Source organism: Pseudomonas sp. KBN10P06128 (genome assembly GCF_037574945.1).
Lineage (GTDB): Bacteria > Pseudomonadota > Gammaproteobacteria > Pseudomonadales > Pseudomonadaceae > Pseudomonas > Pseudomonas aeruginosa.
Genome location: NZ_JBBELR010000001.1, coordinates 3899253 through 3914792 on the forward strand (window position 1 = coordinate 3899253; position 15540 = coordinate 3914792).

The 15540-nt window shown below is 67.7% G+C and carries 16 protein-coding genes; 10 read left to right on the forward strand and 6 right to left on the reverse strand.

Translation table 11 applies throughout. The annotated features are described in order from the left end of the window. Nucleotides 1–113 precede the first annotated feature (113 nt). Nucleotides 114–1115, reverse strand: a complete 1002-nt coding sequence (locus VQ065_RS18115) for an LLM class flavin-dependent oxidoreductase (RefSeq protein ID WP_003089806.1) — start codon at nucleotides 1113–1115, stop codon at nucleotides 114–116. A 150-nt stretch (nucleotides 1116–1265) separates the two neighbouring features. Continuing rightward, on the reverse strand, nucleotides 1266–1880 hold the full coding sequence (locus VQ065_RS18120) for a TetR/AcrR family transcriptional regulator (RefSeq protein ID WP_003089808.1): 615 nt from the start codon (nucleotides 1878–1880) through the stop codon (nucleotides 1266–1268). 187 nt (nucleotides 1881–2067) lie between these two features. Between VQ065_RS18120 and VQ065_RS18125 the strand changes: the two genes are divergently transcribed. Together VQ065_RS18125 and ptrC are read left to right on the forward strand one after the other, a co-directional pair. Then, nucleotides 2068–2187: a PA2485 family small membrane protein gene (locus VQ065_RS18125; protein ID WP_003089810.1), complete on the forward strand. Its 120-nt coding sequence runs from the start codon at nucleotides 2068–2070 to the stop codon at nucleotides 2185–2187. Nucleotides 2188–2203: 16 nt separating this feature from the next. Further along, a complete protein-coding gene (gene ptrC, locus VQ065_RS18130; RefSeq protein ID WP_003089814.1) occupies nucleotides 2204–2398 on the forward strand; it encodes a type III secretion system co-regulatory protein PtrC in 195 nt (64 codons plus the stop codon). Nucleotides 2399–2423: 25 nt separating this feature from the next. Here ptrC and VQ065_RS18135 read toward each other — a convergent pair whose 3' ends face one another. After that, a complete protein-coding gene (locus tag VQ065_RS18135; RefSeq protein ID WP_003089816.1) occupies nucleotides 2424–2696 on the reverse strand; it encodes a hypothetical protein in 273 nt (90 codons plus the stop codon). A gap of 97 nt (nucleotides 2697–2793) precedes the next feature. Between VQ065_RS18135 and VQ065_RS18140 the strand changes: the two genes are divergently transcribed. From VQ065_RS18140 to VQ065_RS18150, 3 genes are all read left to right on the forward strand, one after another. After that, nucleotides 2794–3558 carry an AraC family transcriptional regulator gene (locus VQ065_RS18140; protein ID WP_003089818.1) on the forward strand — a complete coding sequence of 255 codons (765 nt, stop codon included), beginning with the start codon at nucleotides 2794–2796 and terminating at the stop codon, nucleotides 3556–3558. Nucleotides 3559–3584: 26 nt separating this feature from the next. Then, a complete protein-coding gene (locus VQ065_RS18145; RefSeq protein WP_003089822.1) occupies nucleotides 3585–4400 on the forward strand; it encodes an AraC family transcriptional regulator in 816 nt (271 codons plus the stop codon). Nucleotides 4401–4480: 80 nt separating this feature from the next. After that, nucleotides 4481–4855, forward strand: coding sequence for a cupin domain-containing protein (locus VQ065_RS18150; RefSeq protein ID WP_003089825.1), 375 nt, complete (start codon nucleotides 4481–4483; stop codon nucleotides 4853–4855). 58 nt (nucleotides 4856–4913) lie between these two features. Here VQ065_RS18150 and mexS read toward each other — a convergent pair whose 3' ends face one another. Next, a complete protein-coding gene (mexS, locus tag VQ065_RS18155; protein ID WP_003103552.1) occupies nucleotides 4914–5933 on the reverse strand; it encodes an oxidoreductase MexS in 1020 nt (339 codons plus the stop codon). A gap of 220 nt (nucleotides 5934–6153) precedes the next feature. Here mexS and mexT point away from each other — a divergent pair, with 220 nt between their 5' ends. The 4 genes from mexT (at nucleotide 6154) to oprN (ending at nucleotide 13168) form a co-directional block, all read left to right on the forward strand. Further along, a complete protein-coding gene (gene mexT, locus VQ065_RS18160; RefSeq protein WP_003089829.1) occupies nucleotides 6154–7068 on the forward strand; it encodes a multidrug efflux system transcriptional regulator MexT in 915 nt (304 codons plus the stop codon). A gap of 230 nt (nucleotides 7069–7298) precedes the next feature. Further along, a complete protein-coding gene (mexE, locus tag VQ065_RS18165; RefSeq protein ID WP_003089831.1) occupies nucleotides 7299–8543 on the forward strand; it encodes a multidrug efflux RND transporter periplasmic adaptor subunit MexE in 1245 nt (414 codons plus the stop codon). A gap of 21 nt (nucleotides 8544–8564) precedes the next feature. Then, nucleotides 8565–11753, forward strand: a complete 3189-nt coding sequence (mexF, locus tag VQ065_RS18170; protein WP_003089834.1) for a multidrug efflux RND transporter permease subunit MexF — start codon at nucleotides 8565–8567, stop codon at nucleotides 11751–11753. Next, on the forward strand, nucleotides 11750–13168 hold the full coding sequence (oprN, locus tag VQ065_RS18175; RefSeq protein WP_003089836.1) for a multidrug efflux RND transporter outer membrane subunit OprN: 1419 nt from the start codon (nucleotides 11750–11752) through the stop codon (nucleotides 13166–13168). The genes mexF and oprN overlap by 4 nt, the downstream gene beginning before the upstream one ends. Nucleotides 13169–13326: 158 nt before the next feature. Here the strand turns inward: oprN and VQ065_RS18180 are convergent, their stop codons facing one another. Continuing rightward, complete coding sequence (locus VQ065_RS18180) at nucleotides 13327–13842, reverse strand: DinB family protein (RefSeq protein WP_003089838.1); 516 nt, start codon at nucleotides 13840–13842, stop codon at nucleotides 13327–13329. 58 nt (nucleotides 13843–13900) lie between these two features. Further along, nucleotides 13901–14779 (reverse strand): LysR substrate-binding domain-containing protein, encoded by an 879-nt coding sequence (locus VQ065_RS18185; protein ID WP_003089840.1) that lies wholly within the window; start codon nucleotides 14777–14779, stop codon nucleotides 13901–13903. A gap of 127 nt (nucleotides 14780–14906) precedes the next feature. Here VQ065_RS18185 and VQ065_RS18190 point away from each other — a divergent pair, with 127 nt between their 5' ends. Continuing rightward, the gene (locus VQ065_RS18190; protein ID WP_003089842.1) at nucleotides 14907–15539 is read left to right on the forward strand and encodes an ankyrin repeat domain-containing protein; all 633 of its coding nucleotides are present in this window, start codon (nucleotides 14907–14909) and stop codon (nucleotides 15537–15539) included. Nucleotide 15540 lies beyond the last annotated feature (1 nt).

Here is a 15540-nt window from a genome sequence, read left to right on the forward strand (position 1 = left end):
GCAGGGTTCCTCTCTGGCTTATTGTTTTTAGTTCTAAGTTTAGAACCAAAAAACCTATCGCCGAAAGACCCTACCGCACGCAGGTCTACATCATTTTCCCTACAGGCCCCGGATCACGCCCCTTTCAGCCCCGCGACGATTTCGCAAGAGCGCAGCCGATGGGCGTGCTCGTAGAAGTCGCTGGTGAAGATAAGCTCGTCGGCGCCGGTCTGCTCCAGGAGGATCTCCAGGCGCGCGCGAACCTTCTCCGGACCGCCGATCACCGCCAGGCCGAAGAAGCTGCCGACCGCATCCTGCTCGTGGGGCAGCCACAACGGCGCCATACTTTCCACCGGCGGCTTCTGTTTCAGGCTCTCGCCGCGGATCAGCGCCAGCACGCGCTGGAAGGCGGTAGTGGCGAGGAACTCGGCCTCTTCGTCGGTAGGTGCGGCGATCAGCGGCACGCCGATCATCGCGTAGGGTTTGTCGAGTACCGCCGAGGGCTGGAAGTTGCTGCGGTAGATGCGCAGCGCCTCGTGCAGGTAACGCGGTGCGAAATGCGAAGCGAAGGCATAGGGCAAGCCTTTCTGCGCCGCCAGGTGGGCGCTGAACAGGCTCGAACCGAGTAGCCAGATCGGCACCTGGGTACCCTCGCCCGGCACCGCCAGCAGGCTCTGCTGGGAACGGCGCGGGCCGAGCAGCATTTCCAGCTCGGCGACCTGCTCGGGGAAGTCGTCGCCGTTGCCCAGGCGGTCGCGACGCAAGGCGCGCATGGTCGCCTGGTCGGCGCCGGGGGCGCGGCCAAGGCCGAGGTCGATGCGGCCCGGGTAGAGCGTCTCCAGGGTGCCGAAGTTTTCCGCCACCACCAGCGGCGCATGGTTCGGCAGCATCACCCCACCCGAGCCGACGCGGATCCGCGAGGTGCCGCCGGCGATATGGCCGATCAGCAGCGCGGTGGCGGAGCTGGCGATGCCATCCATGTTGTGGTGCTCGGCCAGCCAGAAACGGTTGAAGCCCAGGCGCTCCACATGGCGCGCCAGGTCCAGGGAGTTGTGCAGGGCTTCGGCCACGCTGCCGCCGGTGCGCACCGGCACCAGGTCGAGCATGGACAGGGGAATATCAGCAAGCGTTGTCATGAAGGCTCCAATCGGCAGCGGGCGATGGCCAGGGCGCGAGACACGCGCGGAAGGACCTCGCCCGGGGTTTGGATCAATTCTATATCACGCGTTATAGTTTTTGCCCACGGAGAATCCATGGGCTTTTTCCAGTCAAGGCGCGCTGTGGCGTCAGGCGGCCTCGACCGCCAGCAGGGAATCCCAGGCCGCCATCGCGCAGCGGCCGATGGCCAGCAACTGCTGGCGGCTGGCGCCGTCGCGGGCCTGGATCGACAGGCCCTGGAGCACGCTGCTGTAGAAACTGGTGAGCGCGTCGAGATCGGCTCCGGCCGGCACGTCGCCGTCGGCCACGCCTCGTGCGAAACGCTCGCGCAGCAGGCGCGCGGCGCGCCGCCGGTGATCGCGCAGGTAGTCTTCGACGCCTTTGTTGGCCGGCGAGAAATTGGTCGTGCTGAGGTCGACCAGGCAACCGCGCGGCTTGCCTTCGGTGGTGTAGCTGACGGCGGCGCTTTCCAGCAGCGCGGCGATCGACTCGCGCGCCGTCGGCAGGGCGAAGGCGCCCTTGGAAAGCTGGCACTCCTGGCTCAGGTAGAGTTCCACCGCCGAACGGAACAGCGCCTCCTTGGAACCATAGGCGGCATACATGCTCGGCGCGCAGATGCCACCCATGGCCTCCTTCAGCGCGGCCATGGTCGCGCCTTCGTAGCCGGCCTCCCAGAACACGTCGAGCGCCCGGCGCAATGCCTGTTCACGATCGAAGCCGCAGGGGCGTCCACGCTTGGCCATGGGAATTCCTGAGAAAAAAACACGTCATATGGTAACACCGGCGAACAGTCGCAAGGCTGGAGGGGGTCGCTTGATCCATCACCGCGCTCGATATACACCATGCAGGCTTTTTACTTCTGCCGGTTCTCCCGCTGGGCAAACATGCTCTCCAAGGGCAGACGCCCACCCTTCCCCAGGAGAACCGATCATGTCCAGCTTCAGCGCCCTCGCCAGCTACTTCGCCGCTTCCGCGTTCTACAGCAATGCAGTGACCCCTACTCGCCCGGTTCAGGCCAGCGCGCCCGCGCCGACCAGCGAGAAGAAATGAGCCCAAGGAGGCATCCATGCTCTCAGCCCGCTCCCGCAAGGCCCCGACCTATGGCGTCACCTATGTGAGCCTCGAGGATTGCACCCTGCACTTCGAGACCGAGTACATCATCGAGCGCCGCGACGGCAGCCTCGCGCACATGCCGATGCGCACGCCGGTCAGTGAGCGCGAAGCCCTGCAACGCCTGATCGAAAGCTGCATCGACGACTGATACCTCCAGTGCCCGTGTGCCGCTCTCAGGAGCGGCCAGCGGCGTTTTCCCAATCCGCCACCAGCGTCCGCAGTCGCGCGTCGCGCAGTTCGAAGAGTTCCAGCAGCCCCAGTGCCCGGATCGCCGGCAGCAGGGCGCGCAGGTCTTCTTCAGCCTGCCGCCGTTGCGCCGCGGGCAGTTCCTCCTCAAGCAGCAGCCGGGCGTTGGCGATGAACGCGCCGACGCTGCCCTTGCGTATCTCCACGCCGCCCAGGCGGATGCGGTCCTGTCGGTCGGGAAGGATGTCTTCGGCTTTCATAGCGTGCTCCAGGCAAGAATGATGAGCCGCCAGGCTACATCCGCAGTCGAATGGCCTATTATCCATCCCGAGCCAATCATCGTCGCTTTTCCGCCAAATGCTTCCGGAACCCCTGCCCGTCCCGCTCTTCGCCCTGCGCATCGACCGCGCAGCCAGCCGCACGGCCTCCCACCGCCATGCCTGCGGCCAGCTCTACTGCCTGGAGCGCGGCCTTCTGGTGGTCGAGGACGAGCATGGCCGCCAGGCCCTGCCTCCGCGCCAGATCGCCTGGATCCCACCGGGTCACCCACACTCGGCGCACTCCCACGGCAGCCTGGCGGGCTGGAGCGCCTACCTCGCCGCCGAACACTGCCGCGACCTGCCCCGGCACCCCGGCGTGCTCGCCTGCTCGGCTTTCGTGGCGCTGATCGTCGAACGCGCCACCCGCTGGCCGACCGGCTCCGCCTGGAACACCGAACGCGAGAACCTGCTGCGCGTGCTGCTGGACGAACTGCGCCACGCCGTGCCCCAGCGGACCCGCCTGCCCTATCCGGGGGATTCGCGCCTGCGCAGGATCGCCGAGGCATTGCTGGCCAACCCCGGCGATCCGCGGCCGGCGGCCGAATGGGCACGCTGGGCGGGCCTCAGCAGCCGTAGCCTGAGCCGGCTGTTCGGCGCCGAGACCGGCATGAGCTTCGCGCAATGGCGGCAACTGGCGCGACTGCACGCGGCCGTCGAACGGCTGGCAGCGGGCCAGGCGGTCGGCGAGATCGCCTGGTCGCTCGGCTACGAAAGCCCGAGCAGCTTCGCCAGTGCCTTCCGCGCAGTATTCGGCGAGACGCCGTCCGGCTATTCCAGTCGCGCCAACGAAGCGCTAGCCTGAACCTTCCGCGCCACGAGCCTTTCCCCATGAGCCACGCCAATACGCCCCGCGACTGGGTTCGACGCGCCCCGCAACACGGTGCGGTGGAACGCATCGAGGCTTACTTCGCCGGCCACGGCTACGATCCGCATCGCCACGACACCTATGCCATCGGCCAGACCCTGGCCGGGGTGCAGAGCTTCCGCTATCGCCGCAGCCAGCGCCACAGCCTGCCGGGCGGCTGCCTGGTGCTGCATCCCGACGAGCTGCACGACGGCGAGGCCGGCAGCCAGGAAGGGTTCCGCTACCGGATGCTCTACGTCGAGCCGGCGCTGATCCAGCAGGCCCTCGGCGGCCGGCCGCTGCCGTTCGTGCGCGGGGGCTTGTCCGACGACCCGCGCCTGATCGCCGCCAGCCGGGCCCTGCTACAGGCCATGGATACCCCGCTGGAGCCGCTGGAAGAACAGGACGCCCTGTTCGAACTGGCCCACGCCCTCGACGCCGTGGCCGGCAACCGGGCGCGCGGCAGGCGCCACTTCGACTTCGTCGCCGCCGAGCGCGCCCGGCAGTACATCCACGCGCACCTGGAGCGCCCGCTGAGCCTCGACGAACTGGCGCAGGTCGCCCAGCGCGAACGCTGGAGCCTGTCGCGCGATTTCCGCGCGCTGTTCGGCACCAGCCCCTACCGCTACCTGATCCAGCGCCGGCTGGACATCGCCCGCCGGCTGATGCTCGGCGGCCAGACGCTGGCCGAAGCCGCGCTTGCCGCCGGTTTCACAGACCAGAGCCACATGACCCGCCATTTCGGCCAGAGCTACGGCCTGCCGCCGGCACGCTGGCTGCGTATGCTCGGCCGCGCCTAGCCAGGTTGCACGATCATCCAAGACCGCCCGCTCCGTAGCCGCCTACCCTGGCGCCAGAGACCAACCACCGGAGCGCACCGATGTCCACCAGCACAACCCAAGCGATCAACTTCGCCGCCAAGCTCGCCCTGTTCGACGACCGCTGGCAACCCAGGGTGATCGCCCAGATGAACGACTACCAGTTCAAGCTGGTGAAGATCGAAGGCGACTTCGTCTGGCACAGCCACGCCGACACCGACGAGACCTTCATCGTCCTCGCCGGTCGCCTGCGCATCGATTTCCGCGACGGCGCGGTGCACCTGGGCCCCGGCGAGATGTATGTGGTGCCGCGCGGCGTGGAGCACAAGCCGTTCGCCGAGGGCGAGGTGCGCATGCTCCTGGTGGAGCCCTGCGGCGTGCGCAACACCGGCGACCAGGGCGGCGAGCGGACGGCCGTCAACGATCTGTGGATCTGAAACCGCGCCCACGAAAAAGCCCGGCTCGATGGCCGGGCTCTTTCGCTGCGGGTCGTCCTCAATCGGCGACGTGGATCACCACCCGGCCGCGCTTCGGACAGGTTTCCATGTAGCGGTGCGCCTCGACCACCTGGTCGAACTCGAATACCCGGTCGACCACCGGCTTGAGCAGGCGATCGCGGGTCAGTTGCTCGATGTGCGCGAGGGCCTTGCTCACCGACTCGTCGTTGCGTTCCAGGCCCATCTCCGGATGACCGGTGAAATCCATCAGGCAGTGGCGGTAGAACTGCAGGTGCTTCTTGAACGCGGCGCAGGCCGGGAACGCCGACTCGTTGCCGCCGTTGCAGCCATACAGCACCAGCTTGCCGCGGGTGGCGGAGACATCGCCGAGCAGGGTCATCTGCGGGCCGCCCAATTCGTCGAGGATGACATTGACGCCCTTGCCCTCGGTGAAGCGCTCGACTTCCAGGACCAGGTCCTGCTCGTCGGTCACCACCACCTTGTCGGCGCCCTGCTCGCGGAGGAACTCGCGCTCCTCGGCGGACTTGGTGGAAGCGATCACCCGCGCGCCGAGAGCCTTGGCCAACTGGATCGAGACCGGTCCGTACATGCGCGCCGCCTCGGTGATCAGCACGGTCTGCCCGGCCTTCAACCCGGCCAGGTCGACCAGGCCGAAATAGGCCACCAGCAGGCCGGTGTAGTAGACGCTGGCCTCCACCGGGGTGAGTACCTCGGGGTAGACCGCCAGGGCCGCGCGTGGCATCAGCACCACGTCGCCATAGGCCGGATAATGATCGGGGGTATGGGCGGGGAAACTGGCCACGCGGGAACCCAGCGGCAGGTCGCCGACGCCGGCGCCGACCGCCAGCACCTCGCCGGCCAGTTCGAAGCCGAGACCGGACGGCAGCGCAGCCTGCTCCGGGGCCAGGTTCTGACGCCAGAGCACATCCTTCCAGCTCACGCCGATCGCCTGGACACGCACCAGGACTTCCCCTGCGGCCGGCGCCGGGGTCGGCAGCTCTTCGCATTTGAGGACCTCTGGCGGGCCAAACTGATGAAAACGGATCACTCGGGACATCGCAAACCTCTGCAGTGCATCACGGGGTGAATAACCTCATGGGTTGTGACTGTATCCGCCCATGCCTGACAAAACCACCCGTCGTTATTGATAATGGCTATGCCTGTCAGTGATCCTATGCCCCTCCGGCACCTCGCCAGGCCCCGCCCCGTCTCGCACGCAAGGCTTGACGGCGAGCCCCCGCGGTTGCAGCCTCTAGCCCCTGGAAACGAGGAACGCCATGAACCGAAACGACCTGCGCCGCGTCGATCTGAACCTGCTGATCGTGTTCGAGACTCTGATGCACGAACGCAGCGTGACCCGCGCCGCAGAGAAACTGTTCCTCGGCCAGCCGGCCATCAGCGCCGCGCTGTCGCGCCTGCGCACGCTGTTCGACGACCCGCTGTTCGTCCGTACCGGACGCAGCATGGAGCCCACCGCGCGAGCCCAGGAAATCTTCGCCCACCTGTCGCCGGCGCTGGACTCCATCTCCACCGCCATGAGCCGCGCCAGCGAGTTCGATCCGGCGACCAGCACCGCGGTGTTCCGCATCGGCCTTTCCGACGACGTCGAGTTCGGCCTGTTGCCGCCCCTGCTCCGCCGCCTGCGCGCGGAGGCGCCGGGGATCGTCCTCGTCGTGCGCCGCGCCAACTATCTATTGATGCCGAACCTGCTGGCCTCGGGGGAGATCTCGGTGGGCGTCAGCTACACCGACGAACTGCCGGCCAACGCCAAGCGCAAGACCGTGCGCCGCAGCAAGCCGAAGATCCTCCGCGCCGACTCCGCGCCCGGCCAGCTGACCCTCGACGACTACTGCGCGCGACCGCACGCGCTGGTGTCCTTCGCCGGCGACCTCAGCGGCTTCGTCGACGAGGAACTGGAGAAATTCGGCCGCAAGCGCAAGGTGGTCCTGGCGGTGCCGCAGTTCAACGGCCTCGGCACCCTCCTCGCCGGCACCGACATCATCGCCACCGTGCCCGACTACGCCGCCCAGGCGCTGATCGCCGCCGGCGGCCTACGCGCCGAGGACCCGCCGTTCGAGACCCGCGCCTTCGAACTGTCGATGGCCTGGCGCGGCGCCCAGGACAACGACCCGGCGGAACGCTGGCTGCGCTCGCGGATCAGCATGTTCATCGGCGATCCGGACAGTCTCTGAGCCCTCCGGCAACTACCCGCACGAGGCGTCGCAACGGGGAAATCGATCGCGCACCGCGAGCCTGTGGCTTATTCCATCGAAAGCACTGTCCATAACCATGGACTGTTACAGAAAACGAAAAACCATGTATCACTGTTCGTGATAATCAAAATCTCATCGTTCGATTAGTTCCCTGCCGGAGCAGCCCGCAGACTTCGCCAATCCCGAAAAACCGACTGGCGGAGTCAAGCATGGTACAGTCATCCCACTTCTTCTGGCGCTACCCCCTCGCACTCGCGGCCGTACTGGTCCTGAGCGCCTGCGGCAAGGCCCCAGAAACCACCCAAGGCATGGCGGCGCCCAAGGTCAGCGTCGCCGAAGTCATCGAACAACCGCTGAACGAGTGGGACGAATTCACCGGCCGCCTGGAAGCCCCGGAATCGGTGGAGCTGCGCCCGCGGGTATCGGGCTACATCGACCGCGTGGCCTTCCATGAAGGCGCCCTGGTGAAGAAAGGCGACCTGCTGTTCCAGATCGACCCGCGCCCGTTCGAGGCCGAGGTCAAGCGCCTCGAAGCCCAGCTGCAACAGGCCCGCGCGGCCCAGGCGCGGAGCGTCAACGAAGCCCAGCGCGGCGAACGCCTGCGCGCCAGCAACGCGATCTCCGCGGAACTCGCCGACGCCCGCACCACCGCCGCCCAGGAAGCCAAGGCGGCGGTCGCCGCGACCCAGGCGCAACTGGACGCGGCACGCCTGAACCTGAGCTTCACCCGGATCACCGCGCCGATCGACGGTCGCGTCAGCCGCGCCGAGGTCACCGCCGGCAACCTGGTCAACTCCGGGGAGACCCTGCTCACCACCCTGGTCAGCACCGACAAGGTCTACGCCTACTTCGACGCCGACGAGCGCGTGTTCCTCAAGTACGTCGAGCTGGCCCGCCAGGCCGGTCGCGACACGCGCAGCGAGAGCCCGGTGTACCTCGGCCTGAGCAGCGAGGACGGCAACCCGCACCTGGGCCGGCTGGACTTCCTCGACAACCAGGTCAACCCGCGTACCGGCACCATCCGCGGCCGCGCCGTGTTCGACAACGCCAAGGGCGAGTTCACCCCGGGCCTCTACGTGCGCCTGAAGCTGGTCGGCAGCAAGACCTACGCCGCCACCCTGATCAAGGACGAAGCGGTCGGCACCGACCTGGGCAAGAAGTTCGTGCTGGTCCTGGATGGCGACAACAAGACCGTCTACCGCACCGTCGAGATGGGACCGAAGCTGGAGGGCCTGCGCATCGTCCGCAGCGGCCTGAGCAAGGGCGACCGGATCGTCGTGAATGGCCTGCAGCGGGTCCGCCCGGGCATGCGGGTGGATCCGCAGAAGGTCGAGATGGCCAGCGCCGACACCCTGGCCACCCTCGCGCGCCTGCGGCAGTCGGTCGGCGACAGCGAACCACCGAAGGTGGCGGCGTCCAAGGACAACGCCACTCGCAACGAGCCGCGCGGCTGAGCGCGGCGATAGGAAGAACCGATGAATTTCTCCCAATTCTTCATCCAGCGGCCGATCTTCGCCGCGGTGCTGTCGCTGCTGATCCTGATTGGCGGCGCCATCTCCCTGTTCCAGCTACCCATCAGCGAATACCCGGAAGTGGTGCCGCCGACCGTCGTGGTCCGCGCCAACTTCCCCGGCGCCAACCCGAAAGTCATCGGCGAGACCGTCGCCTCTCCCCTGGAACAGGCGATCACCGGGGTGGAGAACATGCTCTACATGTCCTCCCAGTCGACCTCCGACGGCAAGCTGACCCTGACCATCACCTTCGCCCTCGGCACCGACCTGGACAACGCCCAGGTGCAGGTGCAGAACCGCGTCACCCGGACCGAGCCGAAGCTCCCGGAAGAAGTGACCCGGCTCGGCATCACCGTCGACAAGGCCTCGCCCGACCTGACCATGGTCGTGCACCTGACCTCGCCGGATAACCGCTACGACATGCTCTACCTGTCGAACTACGCGGTGCTCAACGTGAAGGACGAACTGGCCCGCCTCGACGGCGTCGGCGACGTCCAGTTGTTCGGCCTCGGCGACTATTCGCTGCGCGTCTGGCTGGACCCGAACAAGGTCGCCTCGCGCAACCTCACCGCCACCGACGTGGTCAACGCCATCCGCGAGCAGAACCGCCAGGTCGCCGCCGGCACCCTGGGCGCGCCGCCGGCGCCGAGCGATACCAGCTTCCAGTTGTCGATCAACACCCAGGGTCGCCTGGTCACCGAGGAAGAGTTCGAGAACATCATCATCCGCGCCGGCGCCAACGGCGAGATCACCCGTCTGCGCGACATCGCCCGGGTCGAGCTGGGCTCCAACCAGTACGCCCTGCGCTCGCTGCTGAACAACAAGCCGGCGGTGGCGATCCCGATCTTCCAGCGTCCCGGCTCGAACGCCATCGAGATCTCCAACCTGGTGCGGGAGAAGATGGCCGAGCTGAAGCACAGCTTCCCGCAAGGCATGGACTACTCCATCGTCTACGACCCGACCATCTTCGTCCGCGGCTCCATCGAGGCGGTGGTGCACACCCTGTTCGAAGCCCTGGTGCTGGTGGTGCTGGTGGTGATCCTGTTCCTGCAGACCTGGCGCGCCTCGATCATCCCGCTGGCCGCGGTGCCGGTGTCGCTGATCGGCACCTTCGCGGTGATGCACATGCTCGGCTTCTCGCTCAACGCGCTGTCGCTGTTCGGCCTGGTGCTGGCCATCGGCATCGTGGTGGACGACGCCATCGTGGTGGTGGAGAACGTCGAGCGCAACATCGGCCTCGGCCTCAAGCCGGTGGAAGCCACCAAGCGTGCCATGCGCGAGGTGACCGGGCCGATCATTGCCACGGCGCTGGTGCTCTGCGCGGTGTTCATCCCGACCGCGTTCATCTCCGGCCTTACCGGGCAGTTCTACCGCCAGTTCGCCCTGACCATCGCGATCTCCACGGTGATCTCGGCGTTCAACTCGCTGACCCTGTCGCCAGCGCTGGCGGCGGTCCTGCTCAAGGGCCACCACGAGCCGAAGGACCGCTTCTCGGTGTTCCTCGACAAGCTCCTCGGCAGTTGGCTGTTCCGTCCGTTCAACCGTTTCTTCGACCGCGCCAGCCATGGCTACGTCGGCACGGTGAACCGGGTCCTGCGCGGCAGCTCGATCGCCCTGCTGGTCTACGGCGGGCTGATGGTGCTGACCTACTTCGGCTTCTCCAGCACCCCGACCGGTTTCGTCCCGCAGCAGGACAAGCAGTACCTGGTGGCCTTCGCCCAGTTGCCCGACGCGGCCAGCCTGGACCGTACCGAGGCGGTGATCAAGCAGATGTCCGAGATCGCCCTGGCGCAGCCCGGCGTGGCGGACTCGGTGGCCTTCCCCGGCCTGTCGATCAACGGCTTCACCAACAGCCCGAACAGCGGCATCGTGTTCACCCCGCTGAAGCCGTTCGACGAGCGCAAGGACCCGAGCCAGTCGGCCGGTGCCATCGCCGCCGCGCTGAACGCCAAGTACGCCGACATCCAGGACGCCTACATCGCGATCTTCCCGCCGCCGCCGGTACAGGGGCTGGGGACCATCGGCGGCTTCCGCCTGCAGATCGAGGACCGTGGCAACCAGGGCTACGAGGAGCTGTTCAAGCAGACCCAGAACATCATCACCAAGGCCCGTGCGCTGCCTGAGCTGGAACCCAGCTCGGTGTTCTCCAGCTACCAGGTCAACGTGCCGCAGATCGACGCCGACATCGACCGCGAGAAGGCCAAGACCCACGGCGTGGCGATCAGCGACATCTTCGACACCCTGCAGGTCTACCTCGGCTCGCTGTACGCGAACGACTTCAACCGCTTCGGCCGTACCTATCAGGTCAACGTCCAGGCCGAGCAGCAGTTCCGCCTCGAACCCGAGCAGATCGGCCAGCTGAAGGTGCGCAACAACCTCGGCGAGATGGTCCCGCTGGCGTCCTTCATCAAGGTCAGCGACACCTCCGGTCCGGACCGTGTGATGCACTACAACGGCTTCATCACCGCCGAACTCAACGGCGCCCCGGCCGCGGGCTACAGCTCCGGCCAGGCGCAGGCGGCGATCGAGAAGCTGCTGAAGGAGGAACTGCCCAACGGCATGACCTACGAGTGGACCGAGCTGACCTACCAGCAGATTCTCGCCGGCAATACCGCGCTGTTCGTCTTCCCGCTCTGCGTGCTGCTGGCCTTCCTCGTGCTGGCCGCCCAGTACGAGAGCTGGAGCCTGCCGCTGGCGGTGATCCTGATCGTGCCGATGACCCTGCTGTCGGCGATCACCGGGGTGATCCTGGCCGGCAGCGACAACAACATCTTTACCCAGATCGGCCTGATCGTTCTGGTGGGGCTGGCGTGCAAGAACGCGATCCTGATCGTCGAGTTCGCCAAGGACAAGCAGGAGGAAGGCATGGACCGCGTCGCCGCGGTGCTGGAAGCCTGCCGCCTGCGCCTGCGGCCGATCCTGATGACGTCCATCGCCTTCATCATGGGCGTGGTGCCGCTGGTGATCTCCACCGGCGCCGGCGCCGAGATGCGCCATGCGATGGGCGTGGCGGTGTTCTCCGGGATGATCGGGGTGACCTTCTTCGGCCTGCTGCTGACGCCGGTGTTCTACGTCCTCATCCGCCGCTTCGTGGAGAACCGCGAAGCGCGCCGCGCCGCCAACGACAAAGGCCTGCCAGAGGTGCATGCATGATTCACGCGCAGTCGATCCGGAGCGGGCTCGCGCCCGCCCTGGGTCTGTTCAGTCTGCTGGCGCTCAGCGCCTGCACGGTGGGTCCGGACTACCGGACCCCCGACACCGCGGCGGCGAAGATCGACGCCACGGCGAGCAAGCCCTACGACCGCAGCCGCTTCGAAAGCCTGTGGTGGAAACAGTTCGACGATCCGACTCTGAACCAACTGGTCGAGCAGTCGCTGAGCGGCAACCGCGACCTGCGCGTGGCCTTCGCCCGCCTGCGCGCCGCCCGCGCCCTGCGCGACGACGTGGCCAACGATCGCTTCCCGGTGGTCACCAGCCGCGCCAGCGCCGACATCGGCAAGGGCCAGCAACCGGGAGTGACCGAGGACCGGGTCAACAGCGAGCGCTACGACCTTGGCCTGGATAGCGCCTGGGAGCTTGATCTGTTCGGGCGCATCCGCCGTCAGCTGGAGTCCAGCGACGCCCTCAGCGAAGCGGCCGAGGCCGACCTGCAGCAACTGCAGGTCAGCCTGATCGCCGAGCTGGTGGACGCCTACGGCCAGCTGCGCGGCGCGCAACTGCGCGAGAAGATTGCCCTGAGCAACCTGGAGAACCAGAAGGAGTCGCGCCAGCTCACCGAGCAACTGCGCGACGCCGGGGTCGGTGCCGAACTCGACGTACTGCGCGCCGATGCGCGCCTGGCGGCCACCGCCGCCAGCGTGCCGCAACTGCAGGCGGAAGCCGAGCGCGCCAGGCACCGTATCGCCACCCTCCTCGGCCAACGGCCGGAAGAGTTGACAGTGGACCTTTCGCCGCGCGACCTGCCGGCGATCACCAAGGCCCTGCCGATCGGCGATCCCGGCGAGCTGCTGCGCCGCCGACCGGACATCCGCGCCGCCGAACGGCGCCTGGCCGCCAGCACCGCCGACGTCGGCGTGGCCACCGCCGACCTGTTCCCGCGGGTCAGCCTCAGCGGCTTCCTCGGCTTCACCGCCGGGCGGGGCTCGCAGATCGGCTCAAGCGCCGCCCGCGCCTGGAGCGTCGGCCCGAGCATCAGCTGGGCCGCCTTCGACCTCGGCAGCGTGCGTGCCCGCCTGCGCGGCGCCAAGGCCGACGCCGACGCCGCGCTGGCCAGCTACGAACAGCAGGTGCTGCTGGCCCTGGAAGAATCGGCGAATGCCTTCAGCGACTATGGCAAGCGCCAGGAGCGCCTGGTCTCGCTGGTCCGCCAGTCGGAAGCCAGCCGCGCCGCCGCGCAACAGGCGGCGATCCGCTACCGCGAAGGCACCACCGATTTCCTGGTGCTGCTGGACGCCGAACGCGAGCAACTCTCCGCCGAAGATGCCCAGGCCCAGGCCGAGGTCGAGCTGTACCGCGGCATCGTGGCGATCTACCGCTCCCTCGGCGGTGGCTGGCAACCCAGCGCCTGAACCGGCTATCCCCGGCCGATGGAAATCGGCCACTCCAGCCCCGCGATTGCAGCTCCTGGTCGCGGGGCTTTTTTATGCGCAGCGCGGGGCGGACGCTCGGTCGAGCCCCACGTCGTTTCTCGGCGATGGCGTAGAGGCTCGGCGGCCATTGCCGCGGGCTATTCCCGCCGCTCCGGCTGCGCGGAGTGGATATACAGGGTGTAGGTATCCGCCGGCCGGGGCGCGCCCGCCAGGTCGAGGGCATGACCGATGGCGCCGCGATGGTAGGTGCCATGGTTGACGATATGGAAGAGGATCTCCTGGCGCGTCATGCCGCCGTCGCGGCCATCGGCGAAGCGGAAGCGCAGCCATTCGCCGCGACGCTCCAGCGGCAGCTCGGCGACATAGCCGGCGAACCAGGCGGCCGAATCCTCCAGCCGGCGACGCAGGACGTCGTAGCCAGGCACCACCTCGCTGTTGGTCTGTTGGTGGGGCGCCGGCTCGCCCAGCAGGCGCGCCCTGAACAGTTCCTCGACGATCGCCATGTGATTGAGCTGTTGCAAGGCGAAGGCCAGCGAGGCCGGGAACGCCTCGGCGTCGATCCGGGCGATGGCATCGAGGGTGCGGCGGTCGGACCAGGCCTTGTAGTTGAAGGACTCGACCAGCAGGTCGACTTGCAGGGTGGGTCGGGACATGTGGCGGGCTTCCGTGTCCATTCGCTGAGGGAGCCGGATCATAGCCCGGAGACAGTGCTCAGCGCTCGCCCTGCAACCCTTCCAGGCGTGCATCGCAGAGGTCGCGCAGGCGGTCGCGGAGGGTGCGCCCGGCGCTGTCCAGCTCGGGCCGCGCGTAGAGCGCCAGCTCCAGGCCAGCGATGGGCGGGAAGCCGGCCTGCGCGCCAAGCAGGCGATGCTCGGGCCCGACGCAGCCCAGCGGCAGCAGGCTGACCCCCAGTCCGGCGCCGACCGCGGCCACCAGGCTGGCCAGGCTGGCGCTGGAATAGCCGATGCGCCAGCGACGCCCGATGCTCTCCAGGGCATGGATCATCTCCTGGCGATACAGCGCGCCGACCGGGAACACCACCAGCGGCACCGGCTCCTCCGGCGAACCCTCGCCGAACGGCCGCGCGGCGCTGCCGAACCAGCCCAGCGGCTCGGCCCAGCGTGCATGGCAGTCGCTGTCGGCCCCCCACTGCTTGACCAGCAGCAGGTCCAGCTCGCCGCTGCGATAGAGGCGCAGCAGGTGATGGCTGAGACCGCTCTCGACCTCCAGGCGCAGTCGCGGACGCTCTTCGGTGAAGCGCGTCAGCACCGGCATCAGCACTTCGCCGGCGAGGTCTTCCGGCACGCCAAGGCGCAGCACACCGTCGCCATGGGCCGGGCTGAGGGCCTCGCTGGCCTCGTCCGAGAGCCGCAGCAGGCGCCGCGCGTAGCCAAGCAGGCGCTCGCCTTCCTCGGTCGGCAAGACCTGCCGCTGGCTGCGGTCGAGCAGGCGGCAACCGAGGTTCTGTTCGAGGCGGATGACCTGCTGGCTGACGGTGGACTGGGTCAGGTGCAGGTGTTCGCCGGCGCGGGTGAAGTTGCCGGTGTCGACAACGCTGACGAAGGTACGGAGCAGGACCAGATCGAGCATGCACACTCCCACTGAAAGGCATTACATCATTTAATTTCAGCATACATGACATCGACGCCATACTTTTCGCCAACGCCTATCGGAGCCCATCGACATGTCCCTGGCCAATCTATGCAGGAGCGGAGCCATGCTGGTCTGCGCAGCATTCAGCGGAGGCGCCGGCGCGAGCGACGCCGGAGCATTGCTCGAAGCCGCGCGTCGCGGCGATACCGCGCAGGTCGCCAGCCTGCTCGAACGCAAGGTCGAGGTCGACGCGCCCAGCGCCGACGGTAGCACCCCGCTGCTGCTGGCCACCGCCAACGACCACCTGGCGGTGGCGCGCCAGTTGATCGAGGCCGGCGCCGACGTCAACCGGCAGAACAGCCGGCTCGACAGCCCGTATCTGCTGGCCGGCGCCGAGGGCCGCCTGGAAATCCTGCGCCTGACCCTGCTCCACGGCGCCGACCTGAAGAGTACCAACCGCTATGGCGGCACCGCGCTGATCCCGGCCTGCGAACGCGGCCATGTGGAAGTGGTGAAGACGCTGCTGCAAGCCGGGGCCGATCCCAACCATGTCAACAAGCTCGGCTGGACCGGGCTGCTCGAGGCGATCCTGCTGAGTGACGGCGGTCCGCGCCACCAGGAGATCGTGCGCCTGCTGATCGACGCCGGCGCCGACGTCAACCTGGCCGATGCCGACGGCGTCAGCCCGCTGGCCCACGCCCGCCAGCGCGGCCAGGGCGGGATCGAGCGGCTGCTGCTGGCCGCCGGCGCCCAATGAA